Raw genomic sequence first — 23320 nt, forward strand, 5'->3', positions numbered from 1 at the left:
CCTGACCGCTTGGCAGCCTTCATGAAGGGCGAGAAACAAAGCGTTCCCATGACGAAGGATTTCGCCGACTTCAAGAAATACTTAATGAAACAATATGTCAAAAGGTATTGCCGCTGATCCTAAAGTCTTGCTGTATGCCTTAAAACAAACGAAGACCGTTTATCCAGCCCAATCATATGGACTTGTATTATGGGGACACGCTTCTGGTTGGCTTATCTCAGAGAATACCGTTATGTCCAGCAGAGCATACGGAGGTTCTACTGGTGACGGTTCGTCGACAAGCCCAGGCAGATATTGGATGAACATTCCTGAGATGGCCGATGCCATTTCTTCAGCCATGGGCAACGACAAACTGAAATTCATCTTTGGAGACTGTTGTAATTTCGGGGCTATTGAAATTGCCTACGAACTAAGAAATATAACAGAATATGTTATTGGCTCGCCAGCCGAGATTCCTGATATGGGTGCCACATACGATTTATTGGTTCCCGATATGTTTATAGAGAACGACAATTTCCATCGCCAGATGATAGACCACTATTATAATTATTACATAGAGGTATACCAGACACAGCAGTCAAGATATTATAACCGTATCCCCGGCGACTTAAATGGCTTTAGTGTGCCCTTATCGGCCGTTAAGACCAGTGAACTTGAAAATCTGGCGTCTTCAACATCACGGATTCTCGGAACAATAGCTGACAAGGTAAGTTCTACAGGGAATCTGAATCTTGAAAACCAGACATATTACGGTATTTATTCCGGCTATAATCATTCTTATGATATGAATGCCGTTTTAAAGGCAAACGCATCAACTTCTGATTTTAACACATGGTTTGCGGCATATCAGAAGGCTGTACCTTATTGCCGTTACTCTGCTAAATGGATGAGCATCAGTTCACAGCTCATTAATAACATGGATGCTTTTATTTCAACAGAGGATGATTGTGGCTGCATCAGTATGTTCTTCCCTGGTCTCCGTTATACTCACACATCCCCCAATTGGAACAAGTCTATTCAGAAGTTCCAATGGAACGATGTGATTCAATGGGAGCAGTACGGTTGGTAAAAAGAGTCTAAAGAACATTGATTTCGTGAAGTGCTTCGTAGATTCGTTGCACGGGAAGCCCCATCACATTATAGTAACTGCCATTAAGTCCTGTAACGCCAATGTATCCTATCCACTCCTGAATACCATAGGCACCAGCCTTATCGTAAGGATGGTAATGATCAATATAATAATGTATCTCTTCGTCGGAGAGTGTTTTGAAAGTCACGTCGGTAGTCACGCTGAAGCGTCTCTCCCACCCTTCGGCTACCAGGCATACGCCCGTAGTAACCTGATGTGTCCGACCGCTTATCTCGCGCAGCATACGGACTGCATCTGCTTCATCATGAGGTTTCCCAAGTATCTCATCCCCTACAATGACAATAGTGTCTGCCGTGATAATCAACTCGTCTGAAGACATATTAACACGATAAGCATCGGCTTTTTTCCCTGCAATATAAAGTGCAACATCCGATACAGGCAATGAAGAAGGAAAAGACTCATCAATGCCATTAAGTACACGTACCTCGAATGGTAGTCCTAAGCCAGCAAGAAGCTCTTTGCGCCGAGGCGAGTTACTGGCCAATATTATCTTATATGATTTATTACTCATATTACGTACTTACCAACCAAAAGCCTTCTTGTCCATCACCCATTTGCCTTGGGCTCTTAAGACCTGTTCGATCACATCACGTCCACAACCATGTCCGCCAATAAGATCACTGACATACAGACTGATGGATTTAATTTCGTTGCAAGCGTCTTTAGGGCAAACCGGACATCCCACACGACGCATAATTTCCAAATCAGGAATATCATCACCCATATACATCACCTCATCGTCAGAAATACCGTATTTTTTAAGAAACTTGTCGTATGTTTCAATTTTTACCGCACAACCTGTATAGATATCTTCTACCCCAAGTCCTTCATAACGACGACGGATACTTGACACATTAGCACCAGTAAGAATCGCTATCTTCAATCCGTGCTTCACTGCCAACTGGATGGCATAACCGTCTTTGATGTTTACCGTTCGTAAGGGCTCACCTTCTGATGACAAGGTGATTGTTTCACTACTAAGCACGCCATCGATATCGAAGATAATCGCCCGAATCTTATTTAAATCGTAATTAATCATATACGCTACAAAATCACCATTTGTTCAGATGAACATTCTCCCATTTCAGCTTATCTTCTGATTGCGGCTTGCGTTCATCCGCAAAATGTCCCACAGCAAGTATACAAAGACAATTCATGTTGTCAGGAATGTCAAGTATACCACGAATTACAGTATCAGCTGTTGTACCATCATCGAGCCCACGACCTCGCATCTGAATCCAGCACGAACCCAGTCCCAGTTCTTCAGCCTGATATTGCATAGAGATTGTTGCAATAGAACCGTCTTCTACCCAGCAATCGTTCTGCATAGGATCACCTAGAACCACAATAGCTACCGGGGCATCTTTCAGAAACTGCGATCCCATATTCTTAGCATCGGCCAATTTCTCTAAGTCTAGTTTATCGTCAACAACCACGAACTGCCAGGCTCGCTGACTTTTAGACGTAGGTGACATAAGGGCCGCCCGAAGTATTAACTTCAGATCTTCAGGGTCTATTTCTTCTTGCGTAAACTTACGATGGCTTCGACGCTTTTGTACTAAATCTTTGAATTCTGTCATATCTAAAGCTTTAATTTGGTTGCAAATTTAATAAAAAAAAGTGAGAAGCAACTAGATTTTCTATTTTTTTACTATCTTTGCAGCGTGAAAGGACTTAAAACTATACTATACACGAAGAGCAGCAAACTGCCAGTAGTGGATGAAGAAAACTTCTTCCACAGTCGTGAGTTGTTTGAAATTGCAGAACAGACACCGCGGCAAAGACCAGTTATGGCTATCACCACAGACGAAGAAGGACGTATAGTTTGTCATATGCTGGGTATTATCCGCCTTCGCACATTTCTGTTTCCACCTTTATTCTTTATACATTTTCGTGTACTTGGAGAAGGTATCTATTACAATGACAGTTATAAGAAAGAAGAGTTGTTCGACGAGATGCTTGCAAAAATGAAGGCAAGAATGAGTCACCGCACTCTCTTTATGGAGATGAGTAACATGAGCCAGAAAATGTTTGGCTATAAACAACTCCGACAACAAGGTTTCTTTCCCGTCAACTGGTCTAGTGTACACAACTCGCTTCATAGCCATGCCCCCGAGGAACGCATCTCTGCAAAAATGCAAAAACGCATTGACACCTCGCACAACAAAGGTGTAAAAACAGAGATCGTAACGACAGAAGAAGATTTTAAGGCCTTTTCCAAGCTGCTGAGAGAACACAATTTTTTGAAACCAAAACGATACATTCCCGACAACATATTCTTTCGTAAATTGATGGAAGGGCAACACGGACAACTGTTTATCACCAAGTATCATAATAAAGTTATCGCGTGTGCAGCATGTGTTTACAGTATGGGAAATGCATATCTTTGGTATACGGCATTCCGCAGAAAGACCTACCGTCACCTTCATCCTGACATCATCATTGTATGGGATGTCATGAAGGACGCTTATCAAAAGGGCTATGCACACATGTGTTTTATGGATGTAGGACTTCCTTTTTCGAAAAATCCTTTCCGTGAATTCATTCTTCGCTTTGGCGGAAAAGAGCAAAGTACTTATCGGTGGTTCCGTTTCTCCATCCGATGGGTCAATGCCCTATTATCCTGGCTCTATCGGGAATAACACATGTCTTATTCTCCCTTTCCCGCATATTCCCTCATAGCCTCATAATCGCTGGCACTCATATTTACAGGACGTTCTTGTGGAATGTCGGGTATAGCAACCAGACCGTCATCATCGGCCCAGCTTCCTCCTTTCTTTGCTTTGGCTATAGCTTCTCCATTGGCATCCAATGAATCGGCCTTCGGCATGATGTACTCAAAGGTAGTGTCTGACACATCCTCCATATATCGCGCATAGCGATCAGCCTGACTTCTGCGACATCCTGTCGTCAGAGCCAATAGGAGTATTACTCCTAAGATTGTTGTTAGGCGTTCCATATATATTGGTTTTTAGATATCTCATCATATTTTTCTTTTTATATTTTTTTCTTTTTACAATCGTTCTACCTGTTTTACCCCTTTTACCGTTCGTAGTTTCTTTATCAGGGTTTCTAATCGGGAGGTATCTTCGAGCATCACCACAAGATTACCACTGAACAGTCCGTCGTGCGAGTCTATATTGATAGCTCGTAACACAAGTCGTTCATCTTTCGAGATAATGCTTGTCAGATTATTTACAATACCGATGTCATCATTGCCAATCACGCGCAAGGTAATAGAGTACTGAGACGATCCCTTACCACTCCATTTGGCTTTCACTACACGATAGCCGTAACGCCGACGGAGCTCTGGTGCATTAGGACAATCCTGACGATGAATCTTGATACCACCATTGATAGTGACAAAACCGAAAATAGGGTCGCCATAGATTGGATGACAGCAACGGGCTAACTGATAGTCAAGCCCCTTTAAATTACGGTCAATCACAAGCGTATCATCAGAAAGGCCTGTGTTTACTGGCGAGAACTTCGACTGCTCAAGTTCGAACTCCGATGCAGAACGAGCCACATTATCGCCCGTAATGGTTTTCTCACCATCACGTACCTCTATATATTTATCTATAACACTATTTACATCTAATACGCCATCGGCAATCTGCTTATAAAAATCACTGACCTCCTTGAATCCGAGTTTTTTGATGACATGGAACATCACCGAATCTTCCTGCTCTATCTTGCGGTTCTTGAACTTTCGCTCAAGCATTTCTTTTGCAAAAAGACCATCGCGCTGCTGAGTTTCCTTTAGCGCCAGACGAATCTTAGATTTAGCGCGCGAGGTTTTCACAATACTTAACCACTCCTGACGAGGTTTCTGATTCGAAGAGGTCAGGATTTCAACCTGATCACCACTTTTCAGAATCTGTCGTATCGATACGACACGACCGTTGATTCGTCCACCCGTACACTGATTGCCAATTTTGGAGTGGATATGATATGCGAAGTCGAGTACAGTAGCCCCGACGGGAAATTTATACAGATCGCCACGAGGCGTAAACACAAAGACCTCGTCTTCGTAAAGATCCATCTTAAACTGATCCATGGCGTCGAGGCCGTCAGAGTGTTCCAGCATATTGCGGATTCCCGTCAACCATTCATCCAGTCCTGTTTCACCCTTTACACCCTTATATCGCCAATGGGCAGCCACACCGCGTTCTGCGATTTCATCCATACGCTCAGTACGGATCTGAACCTCTACCCATTTCTGCTCTGGCCCAAGTACCGTAATATGCAGGCTCTCGTAACCATTCGATTTAGGTACAGAGAGCCAATCGCGCAACCGTTTGGGATTGGGCTGATACATATCTGTTACAATTGAATATGCCTGCCAGCACTGCATTTTTTCTTTCTCCTCCGGACAATCTATAATGATGCGGATGGCAAACAAATCATATATACCTTCAAAACCACACTTCTGCTTCTTCATCTTCTCCCATATGGAGTGAATGCTTTTAGTGCGTCCTTTAATATGGCAGTTGATACCTGCAGCCTTCACTTTCTCTTCTACCGGCTTGATAAAAGCAGCTATGTAAGCATCACGCGATTTCTTTGTCTCGCTGAGTTTCTCTCTGATCATATAGTATGCGTCATGCTCCATATATTTCAGCGAAAGATCCTCGAGCTCGCTTTTCAGTTTATATAGGCCCAGCTTGTGTGCCAAAGGTGCATACAAATAAGCAGCTTCCTGCGACACTTCCATCTTGGCTTCGACATTTTTTGTGTCGCGTATCTGACGCATCAGATTCACGCGATTAGCGATCATAATCAGAATCACGCGCATATCTTCAGCAAACGAAAGTAGCAGATTGCGGAAGTTCTCACTCTCAATCACAGGATTCTTCTGATAAAGCTGTTGAATGCGATTAAGCCCCTGGAGGATGCGCAACACCTGATTGCCGTATTGCTCTTCAACCTGCTCCATCGTTATACAGCCTTCCTCTATTTCGGGAATGAGATAAACTGCCTGTATAGCATCACCCTTCAGTCCGATTTCCTCTTCTAGGATCTGAGCTGTCTGAGCTGCCATTTTTTTCTTCTCTTCGTATGTGAATGCAAACAATTCTGCCATCTATTCTGCTTTTTTCGCTACAAAGATACAAATTTTCCACTATTCACTATTATCTATTCACTATTTTTTTATAACTTTGCGGCATATTTTTAACTAATATACTACAAATATGTTATCACAACAGGATATAAAGCAGATTGCACAGAAGGGCATTACCCCTGAGCAAATCGAAAATCAGTTGAATGAATTCAAAACAGGCTTTCCTTTTCTACGTCTTGAAGCTGCAGCAGGTATTGGCCACGGTATTATTGCCCCCAATGCCGATGAGCGCAAGAGCTTTGAAGCCGTATGGAACGCTTACAAAGCCGAAGGTAATCGTATCGTAAAATTCGTTCCGGCCTCTGGTGCTGCCAGTCGTATGTTTAAGAACATGTTCGCATTTGTCGATGCCGACTATGACACACCAACCACAGACTTTGAGAAAAAATATTTCGACAATATCGAGAAGTTCGCCTTCTATGATGCACTCGATGCCGTTTGCCAGAAGAATGAAGGCAAGGGAATCAAGGCGCTTATGGCAGATGGTAATTATAAAGCTGTAGCCGCTAATATGTTAAAGGCAGAAGGTCTGAACTACGGACAGCTCCCAAAGGGACTGTTGCTTTTCCATAAATATAGTGAAGGTCCTCGTACCCCAATGGAGGAACATCTCGTAGAGGGGGCTCTCTATGCCGCATCCAATGGTGAAGCACATGTTCACTTCACCGTTTCTCACGAACACATGGAACTTTTCAAGGCTAAGGTCGCAGAAAAAGCCGATATGTTCGCTAAGAAATTTGGCATCAAATACGATATCACTTTCTCCGAACAAAAGCCTTCAACCGATACCGTTGCGGCTAATCCAGACAATACCCCTTTCCGCAACGACGATGGTTCACTACTCTTCCGCCCAGGAGGTCATGGAGCACTCATCGAGAATCTCAATGAAATTGACGCAGATATTATCTTCATCAAAAACATCGACAACGTAGTGCCCGATCGTCTGAAGCCTGAGACTGTAGAGTGGAAACAAGTTATCGCGGGTGTGTTGGTATCGCTTCAGAAACAGGCATTTGAATATCTCCGTCTGCTCGACGCTGGAGCAGACGATGCCCAAATGAAGGAGATTGCGAAATTTGTCAGCGAGAAACTCTGTACTGATGCTAAGGATAAGAAGATTGATGCCAGCTATCTGCGTTCTAAGTTGAACCGTCCCATGCGTGTGTGTGGTGTCGTAAAGAATGTCGGTGAGCCAGGTGGCGGTCCGTTCCTTACATATAATCAGGATGGCACCGTATCGCTTCAGATCCTTGAGAGTTCACAAATCGATACTAACAACGAGGCCTATATGAAGATGTTTACTCAGGGTACACACTTCAACCCCGTTGATCTGGTTTGTGCTGTAAAGGATTACAAAGGAAATGCCTTCAACCTGCCGGAGTTTGTAGACAAGACAACAGGTTTCATCTCTTCTAAATCAAAAGCCGGTAAAGAACTGAAAGCTTTAGAGTTACCGGGATTGTGGAACGGAGCTATGAGCGATTGGAGCACCATTTTCGTTGAAGTGCCGCTCGGTACATTCAATCCTGTGAAGACAGTCAACGACCTTCTCAGAGATCAGCATCAATAATATAGAAAGAATCCCAGTCGCAAAAGACTGGGATTCTTCTATTATAGCATCTTAGCAAGTGCTTTTACACCTTTTTCCGTACACATTCCCCTGAGTGATACAAAAACCAGATTATGGAATAATTCCTCAATGGTATACTGACGATAGAGTTGATTGTCAACCACATATTTCCCTATCGCATCAAAAAGACGCCCTACGATCTCATAGTTCACGTCGTCGCGGAAAAAACCTTCATTGATACCACGTTGTATGAACTTCTGCATCTTGACACGCATCTGCAGATTCTGCTCGTTCAAAAACTGAGCCACCTTCGGATATTTCACTAAGTCGGCATAGAACTGCGGATTCGTTTGACGGACCTCCTCCACCTTCATTCTGTACGCCTCTAAGATAATCTCTATTACATTCTTGCAGTGCTGTGCCTTTACTTCCATCACGGCAGTACGATTCTGATAGAAGAGCTTCACTCCTTCAAACAACAGATCTTCCTTACGGTCAAAAATCTCATAGAGTGTGCGTTTTGATATACTCAACTCTGCAGCTACGTCATCCATCTTCACGGAACGAATACCTTTTTCCGCAAATGATTTAATAGCCGCATCAATGATAACGTCTCTAAGTCCTTGTTTATAAGGAGAAATATCTTTTGTTTCCTGCATATTCATACAATTTCAGTTGCAAAGATACAAAAAAATCCAAAAAACAAAATGATTTTGAATTGTTTTTTGTATTTTTGCGGGCGATTTTCAGAATAAACAAGATTTAAATTACAATACACACTATGGTAAAGATCTCGAAAGAAGCCGCTCTTGAGTATCACGAGAGCGGACGTCCAGGAAAAATTGAAGTTAAGCCAACCAAGGCCTATCGTACACAAACCGACTTAAGTCTCGCCTACTCTCCCGGTGTCGCTTATCCCTGTCTTGAGATTCAGGAAAATCCTGATGCAGCGTATAAGTATACCGATAAGGGTAACCTCGTTGCCGTTATCTCTAACGGCACAGCCGTACTTGGCCTTGGTGATATCGGTGCCATGAGCGGTAAGCCCGTTATGGAGGGTAAAGGTCTGCTCTTTAAGATCTATGGCGGTATCGACGTGTTCGATATCGAGGTTGCAGAGAAAGACCCGGAGAAGTTCTGCGAGGCTGTTGAGCGCATAGCCCCCACTTTCGGTGGTATCAACCTCGAGGATATCAAGGCTCCTGAATGCTTCTACATCGAAGAGCGCCTCAAGAAGACCCTCGACATTCCTGTGATGCACGACGACCAGCATGGTACAGCCATCATCTCTGCTGCAGGTTTGAAGAATGCAATGGAGGTTATTGGTAAGGATATCAAAAAGGTAAAGATCGTAGTCAATGGCGCTGGTGCAGCTGCCATTTCCTGTACAAAGCTCTATATGGCCATCGGTGCCCAGAAAGAGAATATCGTGATGCTCGACTCTAAGGGTGTCATCTCTACTGAGCGTACAGACCTTAATGAACAGAAAAAGTTCTTTGCGACCAACCGCACCGACATCCATACACTTGCCGAGGCCGTAAAGGACGCAGATGTGTTCGTTGGACTCTCAAAGGGTAATGTACTTTCAAAGGATATGGTTAAGTCGATGGCTAAGGACCCTGTCATCTTCGCTCTTGCCAACCCTGTTCCCGAGATCTCTTACGAGGACGCGATGGACGCTCGCCCCGACGTTCTTATGTCAACAGGCCGTACCGACTATCCTAACCAGATCAACAACGTCATCGGTTTCCCCTATATTTTCCGCGGTGCGCTCGACGTTCACGCTTCAGCCATCAACGAAGAGATGAAACTTGCTGCCGTTCACGCCATTGCCGACCTGGCTAAGCAGCCTGTACCCGACGTAGTAAACGATGTGTATAAAGTGAACAACCTCACCTTTGGCCGCGATTACTTCATTCCGAAACCCGTAGACCCACGACTCATCACAGAGGTGTCTTCTGCTGTAGCCAAGGCCGCTATCGAGAGTGGTGTAGCTCGCAAGACCATCGAAGACTGGGATGCTTATAAGGATTCACTCAGTGTGCTGCTCGGACAAGAGACAAAACTTACCCAGAAGCTCTATTCTACTGCTGCTGCCCATCCACAGCGCGTGGTATTTGCCGAGGCCGTTCACCCCACCATGCTGAAAGCCGCTGTTCAGGCTAAGGCCGAAGGTATCTGTCAGCCCGTGTTGCTTGGTAACGACGAGGTCATCACCAAACTCGCTGCATCGCTCGACCTGAATCTTGACGGCATCGAGATTGTCAACTTGCGTCATCCCAACGAACAAGAGCGCCGTGAGCGTTATGCCCGCATCCTTACTGAGAAGCGCCAGCGCGAGGGCTATACCTTCCAGGAGGCCAACGACAAGATGTTCGAGCGCAACTACTTTGGTATGATGATGGTTGAGACTGGCGAGGCCGATGCATTTATCACAGGTCTTTATACAAAGTATTCAAATACCATCAAGGTTGTTAATGAGGTGATTGGTATCCGTCCTGAGTTCAAGCATTTCGGCACAATGCACATCGTCAACTCACCTAAGGGAACCTTCTATCTCGCCGATACATTGGTCAATGAAAATCCCGATACAGATACGTTGGTCGATATTGCCAAGCTCGCTGCTACGGCAGTTCGCTTCTTCAACGAGAAACCTGTCATCGGTATGATGAGCCACTCTAATTTCGGCTCTTCCACCAGTTCCGGCGCCAAGAAGGTGAAGAGTGCCGTTGAACAGATGCAGGCTCTTTTCCCCGAATTGCCTATCGACGGTGAGATGCAGCTCGACTGCGCTCTCGATAATGAGTTGCGCGACGAACAGTATCCTTTCACACGTCTCAAGGGTAAGAAGGTCAACACGCTCGTATTCCCCAACCTCACCTCTGCCCGCTCTTCATACAAGATGCTGCAGATGCTGGGAAGCGACGCTGAGATTATCGGCCCGATCCAGATGGGTCTGAACAAGCCTATCCACTTCATCGACTTCGGTGCATCGGTTCGCGACGTTGTCAACATTGTAGCCGTGGCCACCATCGATGCCTACGTGGCAAAGATTCAGGCTAGAATCTCTGCCTTTGGAAAGTAAGAACTGGCTCATTATACGCTTCATAATCCCCAGCCAGAATAAGGCTGGGGATTATTTTTATTATCAACCAAATCATTACAGAAGATGAAAGCATTTATCGTATATTGCCATCCGTCAGAAGAGTCTTTCACCAGTCATGTGCGCGACGCCTTCATCAAGGGCATTGTAGATTCTGGGAATGAATATGTTCTTTCCGATCTCTATCAGATGGACTTCAAGACAGACATGTCGGAGAAAGAATACCTCAGAGACTCTAATTATTCGACCGAGCCCTGTTTAGAGGCAGATGTGCTTGCTGAACAAGCGAAGATCAATGCTGCCGATGCCATTATATTCATTTACCCCGTATTCTGGACTGAAGCACCAGCAAAACTCATTGGCTGGTTCGACAGGGTATTTACCTATGGTTTTGCCTATGGCCCTAAAACCATGAAGGTGTTGGAGAAAGGGCTGATACTTTGCACGGCTGGCAACACGACAGATAAACTTGAGCAGTTCGGTCTACTGCCAAGTATGAAGAAAATCATGTTCGGTGATCGCCTGTTCAATCGCGTGAAACACACTGATTTTGTGGTCTTCGGTGGTATGACCAGAGCCTGTCCGTCAAGACGCGACAACTGGGACGAGAATCTTGCTACCGCCTACAACCGAGGACTGACCCTGTTTAGTTCTACAGAAGTTGAATTCTCTCTCGATGGGCGGCATTTTGTGGCTATAAACAATTCTGACTCTGGTGAAGTTTCAATCCAGACCGTGTTCTGTTATCATCAGAAAGACAAAACCGTTTGGGCCGAATATTCGGGTGGAGACATCATTAAAGGGTTTCTGGTTGGTAAGATTGATACAGACAACGAACTTCAGTTCACTTACCAGCACATCAACACCAGTGGGGAATTGAAGACCGGCTCATGCCATTCTGTACCAAGAACCGAAAACGGCAAACTGAGATTCTATGAATCATGGCAATGGACGTCTGGTCCAACGGGAACCTCTATTATAGAGGAAATCTGACACTGTTATTTCTTCAATGGGAAATAACGACCGTATGTCAGCATACGCCAAAGCCATTCTAACGGACCAAAACGGAAATAGCCAAGCCACCAACGGCAGAGTACTGTCTGCACACAGAACACAATGAAAGCAGTCAGTTCGATGGTTACGAGTCCGAATGTCGTTCCAAGTCCCAGTCCGAGTCCGTAAAACAATACAATGCCAATCACAGATTGCGAGATATAACATGATAGTGCCATTCTGCCTGAAGAGGCAAGCATAAGCATGCTTGGACCACGTTTGACGAACACCAGACAGACGGAGAGAATATAACTGATCCCTAATGGGATAACACTAATGGCATAAAGTGAAGAATGAACCGTCAGACCCCATGGATGATTGTTCACAGCACTCCACGCATATAGAGCCGAAGTTGGCAGCGAGACCGTCAGCAGAACGGTCAACATCTGTTTCAACGGTAGCTTATCTAGTCTTGCGTATAACCTGTTCTTACCTATCAGATAACCAATAATGAACAGCCCCAGCACCTTGGACAGTCGGTGACCGGCTACAAACTCCCACATTCGTTCGCACGCACCTTGTATCAGAAAGGCGAACATGGCGCCATAACTGTCGGCATCGCGCAACCATGAGGCAAAGTTTTCTTCTGTGATACCTTGCTTCGAAGCCTGCAACCACCAGAAATTGTAGAAAGGGGCTGCAAAGTCAACATGAGCAAACTCCGTTAAGGCATCGAGAGCCACCGGAATGATAATCAGCGATATCGCTATCACCAGCAGAATTCTGTCTTTCTGTCTGATAAACAGCGGTAACATCAATCCGCCTACTGCATATAACAGCAGTATATCACCACTCCATATGAACATCAGATGACAGAAACCGATAGCCACCAGTATCAGCATACGTCTCATGAAAAGCGAAACGCTATGGCGCGTCAGAATCAGCGAGAAACCTACACCGAAAAGCACCGAGAAGATGGTATAGAACTTACCATCTACCAACATATACTGCAAGAAGCGCACAATCTTGTCGACCTCAGCCGTTGCCATGGCTGCCTGCTCTCCACCCGGCAGAAACGTCCACAACGCAAACTCCGGATAATTAGCCAACGCGATGCCAGCCAGCGCCAAACCCCTTAATACGTCCAATATCAGGAATCTCTCTCTTTCACTTACAGGTCCGTTATTCATCATATGGGTGCAAAGGTACAACAATTTATTTCAATCTGACATTTTTCTTTTGTTTTTCTCCCCAAAACTTTTAAGACCTTAGAAACATGTATTTTGCTGCAGTTGTTGCAGTGTTGCAGTTCGAATCATGGAGTGAGAAAAGTGAAAAGTAAATTCTATATATTTATATATATAATATATAATATATAGACCTTTTTTAGGAGGTACGCTAAGCTCTCAAACAACTGCAACACTGCAACAACTGCAGCAGATTGACCGACTTTGCTCGGAGGGAAGTCTGGGTTTCTGCGGATAAAAGTCAACCTTTGCTTGGAGCAAACATATCACCTATATTAAATATATATGCAGAAACGGGAAGCCTGCGGATGACGGGCAATCAGAAACAGACCGCAACTTGTTATCGAACACATAATAAATGTATATAAATTACTTTTTGGCTTGACATATATCAATTATGTGACAAAAAGATAGATTTTTTAATAAATAATTGATAAAATGTTTGGTAATTCAGATTTTTGATGTAATTTTGCAGTCGAATTTGAAAACTGTAAAGACAGAATGCTCTGTAAAAGCAGTAGAGACTATAAAAATGAATATTTAATCATTATAACACTTAAAAAAACAATTAGATTATGAATGCAGCACAAGTTGTTGAGGATCTGAAAAAGAGATTCCCTAATGAGCCGGAGTACATCCAGGCAGTTTCTCAGGTACTTCCCACAATTGAGGAAGAGTACAACAAGCACCCCGAGTTTGAGAAGGCCAACCTCATTGAGCGCCTTTGCATCCCCGATCGCGTTTGTGAGTTCCGTATTACCTGGACCGACGATAAGGGTAACGTACAGACAAACATGGGTTACCGTATTCAGCACAACAATGCTATCGGCCCGTACAAAGGTGGTCTCCGCTATCACAAGAGTGTAAACCTGGGTATCCTGAAGTTCCTGGCTTTCGAGCAGACCTTCAAGAACTCTCTGACCACACTGCCTATGGGTGGTGCTAAGGGTGGATCAGACTTCTCTCCTCGTGGCAAGAGCGACGCTGAGGTAATGCGTTTCTGCCAGGCATTCATGAATGAGCTTTATCGCGTAATCGGTCCTGATGAGGACGTTCCCGCTGGTGATATCGGTGTAGGTGGCCGTGAGGTTGGTTACCTGTTCGGACAGTACAAGAAGCTCACACACCAGTTCCAGGGTGTACTGACCGGTAAGGGTCTCTCATTCGGTGGTTCACTGATTCGTCCTGAGGCTACTGGTTACGGTACAGTTTACTTCCTGACTTCAATGCTGGCTACACGTGGTATCGAGCTGAAGGGTAAGAAGGTGCTGATTTCTGGTTCTGGTAACGTTGCTCAGTATGCTGCTGAGAAGTGCCTGCAGCTCGGTGCTATCCCCATGACTCTCTCTGACTCAGACGGTTACATCTACGATCCAGACGGAATCGACTTCGACAAGCTGGCTTATGTTAAGGAGCTGAAGAACGTTGAGCGCGGACGTATTAAGGAATATGCAGAGGAGTATCCTAACGCAGTATATCACGCTGGTGAGCGTCCTTGGCACGAGAAGGCCGATATCGCTCTGCCTTGCGCTACTCAGAACGAGATCAACGGTGAGCAGGCTCAGGCTCTCGTAGACAATGGTGTAATCGCTGTTGCTGAGGGTGCTAACATGCCTTCACTGCCCGAGGCTATCAAGATCTTCCAGGATAACAAGCTGTTGTATGCTCCTGGTAAGGCTTCTAACGCTGGTGGTGTATCAGTATCAGGTCTTGAGATGTCACAGAACTCTGAGCGTCTGAGCTGGACTTCTAAGGAGGTTGACGACTACCTGAAGCGCATCATGGCCGACATTCACGAGAACTGCGTGAAGTACGGTACTCAGGCTGACGGTTACATCAACTACGTGAAGGGTGCTAATGTTGCCGGCTTCATGAAGGTTGCCAATGCCATGATGGCTCAGGGCATTGTATAACATTGTATAATGACCTTAATGAAGTATAACTAAATAGTTATTAATATGATAGGAATGGAGGGCTGACTCGAAAGGGTCGGCTCTCTTTTTTGTTAATAATTCATAAATCATCCCTTACTTCTCCACCCTTACCACTTACTTTTCACGGAAAATGACTACCTTTGCAGCCGCTTTCTCCCCCGTAGGGGGAAATAGGAGCCGGAACAGGCGCTTGCTCCTATCGAATATTAACCCTTTAAAGATGGTCTGGTAAACGTCTGTTCAGACCCCGCCCCGACAAACAAACGAGGGGCACAAGAAATTTATATTATGTCAGAATTAACAAAGAACGTTAAGCCACTCGACGATTTCAATTGGGACGAGTTTGAAAATGGCACGACCGCTGGTGTCAGCAAGGAAGAGCTTGACAAAGCGTATGACGAAACCCTTAACAAGGTAGCCGATCACCAGGTAGTAGAAGGTACCGTGATCAGCGTTGACAAGAAGGAAGTTGTTGTCAACATCGGCTACAAGAGCGACGGTATCATCCCCGCTTCAGAGTTCCGCTACAATCCCGACCTGAAGGTTGGCGACAAGGTAGAGGTTTACGTTGAGAGCGCAGAGGACAAGAAGGGCCAGCTCCTTCTTTCTCACAAGAAGGCTCGCCTGAGCAAGTCTTGGGATGAGGTTAACGCAGCTCTCGAGGCTGATGCAATCATTCAGGGTTACATCAAGTGTCGCACTAAGGGCGGTATGATTGTCGACGTATTCGGCATCGAGGCCTTCCTGCCCGGCTCTCAGATCGACGTTCACCCCATACGCGACTACGATCAGTTCGTAGGCAAGACTATGGAGTTCAAGGTTGTTAAGATTAACCAGGAGTTCCGCAACGTTGTTGTATCTCACAAGGCTCTCATCGAGCAGGAGCTCGAGGCTCAGAAGAAGGAGATCATCGGCCGTCTTGAGAAGGGTCAGATTCTTGAGGGTACCGTTAAGAACATCACTTCTTACGGTGTATTCGTTGACCTCGGTGGTGTTGACGGACTCATCCACATCACAGACCTGTCTTGGGGCCGCGTAGACGATCCTCACAAGGTAGTTGAGCTCGACCAGAAGATCAATGTTGTAATCCTCGACTTCGACGACGAGAAGCGTCGCATCGCCCTCGGTCTGAAGCAGCTCACCCCACATCCCTGGGATGCTCTGGATGCTGACCTCAAGGTTGGTGACCACGTAAAGGGTAAGGTTGTTGTTATCGCCGACTACGGTGCATTCGTTGAGATTCAGCCTGGTGTTGAGGGTCTGATTCACGTATCAGAGATGTCATGGAGCCAGCACCTCCGTTCAGCTCAGGAGTTCCTGAAGGTTGGCGAAGAGGTAGAGGCTGTAATCCTGACTCTCGACCGTGACGAGCGCAAGATGTCACTTGGTATCAAGCAGCTCCGCGAGGATCCCTGGGAGGCTATCGAGACCAAATATCCTGTTGGCAGCAAGCACACTGCAAAGGTTCGCAACTTCACCAACTTTGGTGTATTTGTTGAGCTCGAGGAGGGTGTTGACGGCCTGATTCACATCAGCGACCTGTCATGGACCAAGAAGGTTAAGCATCCTTCAGAGTTCACTCAGGTAGGTGCTCAGATCGATGTAATCGTTCTGGATATCGACAAGGAGAACCGTCGTCTGTCTCTCGGACACAAGCAGCTTGAGGACAATCCTTGGGATGTATTCGAGGATAAGTACACCGTTGGCTCTATCCACGAGGGTAAGATCAGCGAGATGCTCGAGAAGGGCGCCGTTGTATCTCTCGAGGAGAACGTTGAGGGCTTCGCTACTCCTAAGCACCTCGTTAAGGAGGATGGTTCACAGGCCGTTCTCGGTGAGACTCTGCCCTTCAAGGTTATTGAGTTCAACAAGGACAGCAAGCGTATCATCTTGTCTCACAGCCGCACCTTCGAGGATCCCGCTCGTGAGGAGAAGAAGGCTGCAGCCAAGAAGGCTCGCGCTCCAAAGAACGACGCTCCAAAGATTGAGAATGTAGCTGCCAGCACAACCCTCGGCGACATCGACGCTCTGGCTCAGCTGAAGGCTCAGATGGAGAAGGGTGAGAAGAAGAAGTAATCACTCTCCTACTCTATAATTAGTAATCCCTCCGGAAATCCTCCGGAGGGATTTTTTTGGCACGATATTTGCAGAAACCTTGGCAGATTATAAATTTATATAGATATTATGCAAAAAGGTAACATCGGGGTTACAACCGAGAATATTTTCCCCGTCATCAAAAAGTTTCTCTATAGTGACCATGAGATTTTCCTGCGTGAGATGGTTTCCAATGCCGTCGACGCAACGCAGAAGATGAAGACACTCGCTGCCCAAGGCGATTTCAAGGGCGAACTGGGTGATCTGACCGTACGTGTGAACTTCGACGCCGACAAGGGAACAATCACCATCAGCGACCACGGTATCGGTATGACTGAGGAAGAGATTGAGAAGTATATCAATCAGATTGCCTTCTCAGGCGTAAGCGACTTCCTGGAGAAATATAAGGATAACGCAAACAGCATTATCGGTCACTTCGGACTGGGATTCTACTCTTCATTCATGGTTTCTAAGAAGGTGGAAATCATTACGAAGTCTTGGAAAGACGGTTCAAAGGCCGTAAAATGGAGCTGCGACGGTAGCCCTGCCTATGAGATTGACGATGCAGAGCGCGAGGATCGTGGTTCAGACATCATCCTCTATATCGACGACGACTGCAAGGAATTCCTCGATAAGGGTAAGCTGGAAGGACTTCTCAACAAGTACTGCAAGTTCATGGCCGTTCCCGTGGCCTTCGGCAAAAAGCAGGAATGGAGCAGCGAAGAGAAAAAGATGGTTGACAAGGATGAGGACAACATTATCAATAACGTAGAGCCACTGTGGACAAAGACTCCTTCAACACTGAAAGACGAGGACTACAAGAACTTCTACCGCACACTCTACCCCATGAGCGACGAGCCGATGTTCTGGATTCACCTGAACGTTGACTATCCTTTCAACCTGACTGGTATTCTTTATTTCCCCCGTATCAAGTCGAATATCGACCTGCAGAAGAATAAAATCCAGCTCTACTGCAACCAGGTGTTCGTAACTGACCAGGTAGAGGGCATCGTACCCGAGTTCCTGACTCTGTTGCACGGTGTCATCGACTCTCCAGACATTCCCCTGAACGTAAGCCGTAGCTATCTGCAGAGCGACCGTGAGGTGAAGAAAATTTCTACCTACATCACCAAGAAGGTGGCCGACCGCCTGAATTCTATTTTCAAGGAAGACCGCAAGCAGTACGAGGAGAAGTGGGACGACCTGAAACTGTTCATCAACTATGGTATCCTGTCTGAGGAAGGCTTCTACGACCGTGCCAAGGACTTTGCTCTGATGAAAGATACTGAAGGTAAGTTCTTTACATTCGATGAATACAAGACACTGATTGAAGCCAACCAAAAGGATAAGGACGACCAGCTTGTATATCTCTATGCTACCGACAAGGACGAGCAGTACTCATACATCAAGGCTGCTCAGGATAAGGGATATTCTGTGCTGCTGCTCGACGGTCAGTTGGATGTTCCAACCATCCAGACACTGGAGCAGAAGTTTGAGAAGAGCCGCTTTACTCGTGTGGATAGTGATATCATTGATCGTCTGATTGTGAAAGATGACCAGAAGAAGAGTGAACTCACCGACGAACAGAGTGACAATTTGTCAGCCGTGTTCCGCACACAGATGCCAAAGATTGACAAGGCAGAGTTCATGGTACAGGTAGACGCTCTTGGTGAAGAGGCTCGCCCCGTCATCATCACTCAGAACGAATATATGCGTCGTATGAAGGAGATGAGTCGCTTCCAGGCTGGTATGAACTTCTATGGCCAGATGCCTGACTCATTCAACATCGTGCTCAACGCCGACCATCCGCTGGTAAAGAAGGTGCTCGAGGACAGCGAGGCCGCTACAGCAGAGGCCCTGAAGCCTATCGTAGCAGAACTGAAGGGTCAGGAGGCTCGTCTGGCTGCCATACGAGCCGCTCAAGACAAGAAGAAGTACGACGAACTGACTCAGGAGGATAAGGACCAGAAGGCTGAAGCAGAGAAGGCTGTACAGGAGCAGAAGGACAAGAAGCAAGCTGTGATTGCCGACTATGCAAAAGATAACAGCATTGTTCATCAGCTCATCGACCTGGCACTGCTTCAGAATGGTATGCTTAAGGGCGAGGCCCTTGATAAGTTCCTGAAGCGTTCAGTGGATCTGATTAAGTAATGAGAGACTTCTCTCCGTTATATCAATAAAAAAGCTCCTCGATGTGAGGAGCTTTTTTTATCTGTGTAATTCGCGGAGACGGTTCTTATATGCTTTACGAAGTTTGCGAACAGCTTTGTCGCGTATCTGGCGAATACGTTCACGCTTCAGTTCCATATCTTCAGCTATCTCGGCCATTGTCTCATGTTTCTGGTTAATTCCATAATAGGAATTGATGACCTGCGACTCACGCTTATCAAGCGTACCTAAGGCGAACTCTACAGCTTCCTCGATGGCCTCTGAATGTACACGCTCGTCGGCAAGCGGTGCATCTTTATTTACCAATACTGATAACAGATTCATATTAGCACGATGCCCCAAAGGAGCATCAACCGACAAAGGCATACTCTGCTGACGGGCAAACTCGTCTTTCACATCCTTAGGTACCTGATAAAGGCCTCCTTGCTGGTCTATGGCTTTCTCGATGGCCTGGCGAACATAAACAACGGCAAAGTTCACAAAACGAATGCCTCGCGAAGCATCAAACTTGCTTGCGGCCTTCATCAGACCGATATTTCCTTCGCTCACGAGATCTTCCATCGATACCCCTTTGCCCTTATATTGACGGGCAATAGTAACAACAAACCTCAGATTGGCTTCCACAAGCTTTGACAGCGCCCTGGAGTCACCACTCTGTATACGGACTGAAAGTTCTTTCTCTTCCTGGTCAGAAAGCAGCACTTCCTTACCTATCTCATCTAAATACCTATTTAATACAGAATCTTCCATATATCTTTTCTTTTGGTGCAAAGATACAATATTATTTTGAATAGACAAAGAAAAAAGAGAAAAGAAAAAATCCCACTGAATGTAATCATTCAAGTGGGATTTTCATTATTTTGTGATTCCGGCGGGATTCAAACCCACAACCTTCTGATCCGTAGTCAGATGCTCTATTCAGTTGAGCCCCAAATGACCCATTGTTCCTTATTTTTGCAACCGTTTTTGTGATTCCGGCGGGATTCAAACCCACAACCTTCTGATCCGTAGTCAGATGCTCTATTCAGTTGAGCTACGGAACCATTTCCGATTTGCGGGTGCAAAGGTACACACTTTTTTTGGAACAGCCAAATTTTTGGAGTCTTTTTTCGAAAAAAGTTCGTTTTTACACGATAATCCGTGTCTTATGGTAGTTTTCGCGGAATTCTGAAGGGCTACAACCCTTACGTTTTTTGAATATACGATTAAAATTACTCAGATTGTTAAAGCCACAACCAAAACCTATTTCGGCGATGGAATGTGTACTGTCAACCAACATACGGCTGGCATACCCTAATCTCTGATCAATAATATACTCGCTCAGATTTCGCCCCGTGTGGAGTTTGAAGAATCTACTGAAGGCCGAAGGACTCATGCCTGCAATATCAGCCACCTTAGTAAGGCGGATCTCCTCTTTATAATGTTGGTCGATATAACTCTTGACTTTCTGCACCCTACGGCTATCGCTCGATACCTCAACCTTGGCAAAACTGCTTGAAGCAAGCGTGCGGGCCCCATCACACTTGGACAGTTCGTAGAGAATGGTAAGAAACTGCATAAAGGCATAAAAACCATCTTTCACAGAACTGAGTGTATCAAGTTGCTGATAAACGCGCATGATGGCATCCAAGGGGAAACTAAGTCCTTTCTGGGCCTCAAGCATCATCTTCTTCATAGAGTTGAAGGGATTACGTGCAAAAATGCCGCTATCACTGAAATCGATATCAAACTGGATAGTTATCTCACGAATATCATCACTCTGGCAGTCGCCTTGTTCCCATACATGTTCAAGATCCGGACTTGTGATAAGCACCAGATCATAATCGCCGATAATCTCGTTAGAATCACCAACAATACGACGCACACCTTTAGCATGCTCCACGAAGTTAAGTTCGTAAACCTCATGGTTATGTATCGGATAGGTAAACTCTTTCTTGCGACGGTCTGCTATATAAAGCACATCCTTACCCATCAAAGGGGTAATCTCATGAATAACCTTTGAGTCCATCAGATTTTAAGCTCTTTCAAGATTTCAGACATACGATGCATATTGTTAATACGCATAGGTACAAGCGGCAAACGGAGCACGTTCTGGATAAATCCCATCTCAGACAGCATCGCTTTAACGCCCGCAGGGTTTCCATCAACGAAGAGCAAAGAAAAAAGATCTGTAAAACGATGATGTATAGTACGAGCAGGATCGTATTCACCACGCATCTGCAAACGAATCATTCTTGAGAACTCCTTAGGCAGAGCATTGCCGATAACAGAAATAACACCTACTGCGCCACAACTTACCATTGGGAAAGTGAGAGCATCATCGCCACTGATAACATCAAAGTCGTTAGGCTTGTTCTTGATGATTTCATTCACTTGTTCGAGATTACCACTTGCTTCTTTAATTGCAACAATATTCTTGCAATCACGAGCTAATCGAACCGTTGTTGCAGCCTGCAGATTCACGCCCGTGCGCCCGGGAACATTATATAATACTACAGGCAGAGAGGTGGCGGCTGCGATGGCTTTGAAGTGTTGGTAGAGACCTTCCTGAGAGGGCTTGTTATAGTAAGGACATACGCTGAGTACGCCGTCAATACCCTTGAAATCACCAGTCTTCAACTCCTCTACTACAGCTGCGGTATTATTACCACCACACCCCATCAGAATAGGCACTTTACCTTGTACCCTATCAACAATCATGTTCTTAATCTTGGATTTTTCCTCTGCAGTAAGTGTAGGTGTTTCACCCGTTGTAGCGAGAATACAGAGAAAATCTGCTCCATTGTTAAGCTGATACTCCACCAGGCGCATCAGCGATTCATAGTCTACCGAGCCATCTTCCTTGAAAGGGGTGATGAGCGCAATGCCCAAGCCCTTGAAAATATTGTGTACCATATAGTCTAATCTTTTCGGCTGCAAAGATACACATTAAAAATGAAAATCGCAGCAATTTGCTGCGATTTTTTCATTTTTTGTGTTATTCTGCTTTGAATAAGTCTTTTATACCTCCTATCGATCCAAGAAGGTTGGTTGCCTCATAGGGCAGATAAACGGTTTTGGTCTTGTCACCTTCAGCCAGTTCCTGCATCATCTGAATATATTTCTGAGCCAGCAGATAGTTGGCGGGATTGGTACTCTTACCAACAGCCTGGGTAATCAGTTCAATGGCTTTTGCTTCAGCCTCCGCTTTACGGATACGAGCCTGAGCTTCACCTTCAGCCTCAAGAATCGCCTGTTCCTTAGCAGCCTGAGCCTTGTTAATAACCGCCGTCTTCTCACCTTCTGAGGCCAGAATCTCTGCAGCCTTCTGTCCTTCGGAAGTAAGAATCTGCGCACGTTTGTTACGTTCTGCCTGCATCTGCTTCTCCATGGCTGTAAGCACAGAATCAGGAGGCGTGATATCCTGCAATTCTACACGGTTCACCTTAACACCCCACTTATCCGTAGCATCGTCGAGCACGGCAGAGAGTTTCTTATTAATAGTATCGCGCGATGTCAATGTCTCGTCAAGTTCCAGTTCACCGATAATATTACGTAGAGTGGTCTGCGTAAGTTTCTCAATGGCATTGGGCAGATTGTTAATCTCGTATGTAGCCTTGAAAGGGTCTACAATCTGGAAATACAGCAACGCATTAATTTCCGTCTGCACATTATCCTTTGTTATCACATTCTGTTTGGGGAAGTCGTACACTTGCTCACGCAAATCAATGGTTGTAGAGTACATGTATCGTCCGTGATTCAGAACAACGATAGATTTAGCGCGGTCGATAAATGGAATAATGATATTGATACCGGGCTGAAGCGTAGCATAGTAACGTCCCAAACGTTCAATGATCTTTGTCTCTGACTGCGGAATAATCACAAGTGCCATTTTGGCAAAGATAACCACCAGAATGATGACGGCTATCAGAATAGATGTCATAATATCCATAATT

Annotated in this window: 19 protein-coding genes and 2 tRNA genes; 8 read left to right on the forward strand and 13 right to left on the reverse strand. The window is 45.4% G+C overall.

The genetic code is table 11. From position 1 onward, the window contains the following. Nucleotides 1-94 precede the first annotated feature (94 nt). Nucleotides 95-1069, forward strand: coding sequence for a clostripain-related cysteine peptidase (locus T325_RS08030; protein WP_036912282.1), 975 nt, complete (start codon nt 95-97; stop codon nt 1067-1069). A 7-nt stretch (nt 1070-1076) separates the two neighbouring features. Here T325_RS08030 and T325_RS08035 read toward each other — a convergent pair whose 3' ends face one another. From T325_RS08035 to T325_RS08045, 3 genes are read right to left on the reverse strand one after another with little or no spacing between them, the layout of a single operon-like run. Beyond that, entirely contained in the window at nt 1077-1661 is a 585-nt protein-coding gene (locus T325_RS08035) for a Maf-like protein (protein ID WP_036912285.1), read from the reverse strand. Nucleotides 1662-1670: 9 nt separating this feature from the next. Continuing rightward, the gene (locus T325_RS08040) at nt 1671-2189 is read right to left on the reverse strand and encodes a KdsC family phosphatase (protein ID WP_036912288.1); all 519 of its coding nucleotides are present in this window, start codon (nt 2187-2189) and stop codon (nt 1671-1673) included. Nucleotides 2190-2202: 13 nt separating this feature from the next. Continuing rightward, complete coding sequence (locus tag T325_RS08045) at nt 2203-2730, reverse strand: nitroreductase family protein (protein WP_036912291.1); 528 nt, start codon at nt 2728-2730, stop codon at nt 2203-2205. Between the two features lie 84 nt (nt 2731-2814). Between T325_RS08045 and T325_RS08050 the strand changes: the two genes are divergently transcribed. Further along, nucleotides 2815-3792, forward strand: a complete 978-nt coding sequence (locus tag T325_RS08050) for a GNAT family N-acetyltransferase (protein ID WP_036913552.1) — start codon at nt 2815-2817, stop codon at nt 3790-3792. A gap of 8 nt (nt 3793-3800) precedes the next feature. Here T325_RS08050 and T325_RS08055 read toward each other — a convergent pair whose 3' ends face one another. Together T325_RS08055 and T325_RS08060 are read right to left on the reverse strand one after the other, a co-directional pair. Then, a complete protein-coding gene (locus T325_RS08055) occupies nt 3801-4109 on the reverse strand; it encodes a hypothetical protein (protein WP_143058286.1) in 309 nt (102 codons plus the stop codon). Nucleotides 4110-4163: 54 nt separating this feature from the next. Then, nucleotides 4164-6236 (reverse strand): RelA/SpoT family protein, encoded by a 2073-nt coding sequence (locus T325_RS08060; RefSeq protein ID WP_036912296.1) that lies wholly within the window; start codon nt 6234-6236, stop codon nt 4164-4166. A 109-nt stretch (nt 6237-6345) separates the two neighbouring features. On the opposite strand from T325_RS08060, the gene T325_RS08065 reads away from it, so the two are divergent. Further along, entirely contained in the window at nt 6346-7845 is a 1500-nt protein-coding gene (locus tag T325_RS08065) for a DUF4301 family protein (protein ID WP_036912299.1), read from the forward strand. Between the two features lie 41 nt (nt 7846-7886). Here the strand turns inward: T325_RS08065 and T325_RS08070 are convergent, their stop codons facing one another. Then, nucleotides 7887-8504: a TetR/AcrR family transcriptional regulator gene (locus T325_RS08070; protein ID WP_036913555.1), complete on the reverse strand. Its 618-nt coding sequence runs from the start codon at nt 8502-8504 to the stop codon at nt 7887-7889. A gap of 122 nt (nt 8505-8626) precedes the next feature. Between T325_RS08070 and T325_RS08075 the strand changes: the two genes are divergently transcribed. Beyond that, nucleotides 8627-10930 carry an NADP-dependent malic enzyme gene (locus T325_RS08075; RefSeq protein ID WP_036912302.1) on the forward strand — a complete coding sequence of 768 codons (2304 nt, stop codon included), beginning with the start codon at nt 8627-8629 and terminating at the stop codon, nt 10928-10930. Nucleotides 10931-11014: 84 nt separating this feature from the next. Then, nucleotides 11015-11941, forward strand: a complete 927-nt coding sequence (locus T325_RS12850; protein ID WP_197051332.1) for an NAD(P)H-dependent oxidoreductase — start codon at nt 11015-11017, stop codon at nt 11939-11941. A gap of 5 nt (nt 11942-11946) precedes the next feature. Here T325_RS12850 and T325_RS08085 read toward each other — a convergent pair whose 3' ends face one another. Continuing rightward, nucleotides 11947-13134 carry a DUF418 domain-containing protein gene (locus T325_RS08085; RefSeq protein ID WP_036912305.1) on the reverse strand — a complete coding sequence of 396 codons (1188 nt, stop codon included), beginning with the start codon at nt 13132-13134 and terminating at the stop codon, nt 11947-11949. A 629-nt stretch (nt 13135-13763) separates the two neighbouring features. On the opposite strand from T325_RS08085, the gene T325_RS08090 reads away from it, so the two are divergent. The 3 genes from T325_RS08090 to htpG all read left to right on the forward strand — a co-directional run bounded on the left by T325_RS08090 (nt 13764) and on the right by htpG (nt 19367). After that, a complete protein-coding gene (locus T325_RS08090; RefSeq protein WP_036912307.1) occupies nt 13764-15101 on the forward strand; it encodes an NADP-specific glutamate dehydrogenase in 1338 nt (445 codons plus the stop codon). A 309-nt stretch (nt 15102-15410) separates the two neighbouring features. Beyond that, nucleotides 15411-17198 (forward strand): 30S ribosomal protein S1, encoded by a 1788-nt coding sequence (gene rpsA / locus T325_RS08095; RefSeq protein ID WP_036912309.1) that lies wholly within the window; start codon nt 15411-15413, stop codon nt 17196-17198. A gap of 108 nt (nt 17199-17306) precedes the next feature. Continuing rightward, nucleotides 17307-19367, forward strand: coding sequence for a molecular chaperone HtpG (htpG, locus tag T325_RS08100; RefSeq protein ID WP_036912311.1), 2061 nt, complete (start codon nt 17307-17309; stop codon nt 19365-19367). Nucleotides 19368-19424: 57 nt separating this feature from the next. Here the strand turns inward: htpG and T325_RS08105 are convergent, their stop codons facing one another. The 6 genes from T325_RS08105 to T325_RS08125 form a co-directional block, all read right to left on the reverse strand. Beyond that, nucleotides 19425-20135 (reverse strand): sigma-70 family RNA polymerase sigma factor, encoded by a 711-nt coding sequence (locus T325_RS08105; RefSeq protein WP_051949792.1) that lies wholly within the window; start codon nt 20133-20135, stop codon nt 19425-19427. Between the two features lie 113 nt (nt 20136-20248). Beyond that, nucleotides 20249-20316 (reverse strand) — tRNA-Arg (locus tag T325_RS12705). A 38-nt stretch (nt 20317-20354) separates the two neighbouring features. Continuing rightward, nucleotides 20355-20428: transfer RNA gene (locus T325_RS08110), tRNA-Arg, on the reverse strand. 83 nt (nt 20429-20511) lie between these two features. Beyond that, nucleotides 20512-21393, reverse strand: a complete 882-nt coding sequence (locus T325_RS08115) for an AraC family transcriptional regulator (RefSeq protein ID WP_036912313.1) — start codon at nt 21391-21393, stop codon at nt 20512-20514. Then, the gene (gene dapA, locus T325_RS08120; protein WP_036912314.1) at nt 21393-22280 is read right to left on the reverse strand and encodes a 4-hydroxy-tetrahydrodipicolinate synthase; all 888 of its coding nucleotides are present in this window, start codon (nt 22278-22280) and stop codon (nt 21393-21395) included. Before dapA ends, T325_RS08115 begins: the two co-directional genes overlap by 1 nt. 82 nt (nt 22281-22362) lie before the next feature. Then, nucleotides 22363-23316, reverse strand: a complete 954-nt coding sequence (locus T325_RS08125; protein WP_036912315.1) for an SPFH domain-containing protein — start codon at nt 23314-23316, stop codon at nt 22363-22365. Nucleotides 23317-23320: the final 4 nt, after the last annotated feature.

It is taken from the genome of Prevotella sp. FD3004 (genome assembly GCF_000746155.1).
In the GTDB taxonomy this organism is placed as follows: domain Bacteria; phylum Bacteroidota; class Bacteroidia; order Bacteroidales; family Bacteroidaceae; genus Prevotella.

Excerpts from the sequence above, each read along its gene's own strand:
- T325_RS08030 (WP_036912282.1), top strand. The coding sequence starts at position 95 with ATGTCAAAAGGTATTGCCGCTGATCCTAAAGTCTTGCTGTATGCCTTA.
- T325_RS08035 (WP_036912285.1), bottom strand. The coding sequence starts at position 1,661 with ATGAGTAATAAATCATATAAGATAATATTGGCCAGTAACTCGCCTCGG.
- T325_RS08040 (WP_036912288.1), bottom strand. The coding sequence starts at position 2,189 with ATGATTAATTACGATTTAAATAAGATTCGGGCGATTATCTTCGATATC.
- T325_RS08045 (WP_036912291.1), bottom strand. The coding sequence starts at position 2,730 with ATGACAGAATTCAAAGATTTAGTACAAAAGCGTCGAAGCCATCGTAAG.
- T325_RS08055 (WP_143058286.1), bottom strand. The coding sequence starts at position 4,109 with ATGGAACGCCTAACAACAATCTTAGGAGTAATACTCCTATTGGCTCTG.
- T325_RS08060 (WP_036912296.1), bottom strand. The coding sequence starts at position 6,236 with ATGGCAGAATTGTTTGCATTCACATACGAAGAGAAGAAAAAAATGGCA.
- T325_RS08065 (WP_036912299.1), top strand. The coding sequence starts at position 6,346 with ATGTTATCACAACAGGATATAAAGCAGATTGCACAGAAGGGCATTACC.
- T325_RS08070 (WP_036913555.1), bottom strand. The coding sequence starts at position 8,504 with ATGCAGGAAACAAAAGATATTTCTCCTTATAAACAAGGACTTAGAGAC.
- T325_RS08075 (WP_036912302.1), top strand. The coding sequence starts at position 8,627 with ATGGTAAAGATCTCGAAAGAAGCCGCTCTTGAGTATCACGAGAGCGGA.
- T325_RS12850 (WP_197051332.1), top strand. The coding sequence starts at position 11,015 with ATGAAAGCATTTATCGTATATTGCCATCCGTCAGAAGAGTCTTTCACC.
- T325_RS08085 (WP_036912305.1), bottom strand. The coding sequence starts at position 13,134 with ATGATGAATAACGGACCTGTAAGTGAAAGAGAGAGATTCCTGATATTG.
- T325_RS08090 (WP_036912307.1), top strand. The coding sequence starts at position 13,764 with ATGAATGCAGCACAAGTTGTTGAGGATCTGAAAAAGAGATTCCCTAAT.
- rpsA (WP_036912309.1), top strand. The coding sequence starts at position 15,411 with ATGTCAGAATTAACAAAGAACGTTAAGCCACTCGACGATTTCAATTGG.
- htpG (WP_036912311.1), top strand. The coding sequence starts at position 17,307 with ATGCAAAAAGGTAACATCGGGGTTACAACCGAGAATATTTTCCCCGTC.
- T325_RS08105 (WP_051949792.1), bottom strand. The coding sequence starts at position 20,135 with ATGGAAGATTCTGTATTAAATAGGTATTTAGATGAGATAGGTAAGGAA.
- T325_RS08115 (WP_036912313.1), bottom strand. The coding sequence starts at position 21,393 with ATGGACTCAAAGGTTATTCATGAGATTACCCCTTTGATGGGTAAGGAT.
- dapA (WP_036912314.1), bottom strand. The coding sequence starts at position 22,280 with ATGGTACACAATATTTTCAAGGGCTTGGGCATTGCGCTCATCACCCCT.
- T325_RS08125 (WP_036912315.1), bottom strand. The coding sequence starts at position 23,316 with ATGGATATTATGACATCTATTCTGATAGCCGTCATCATTCTGGTGGTT.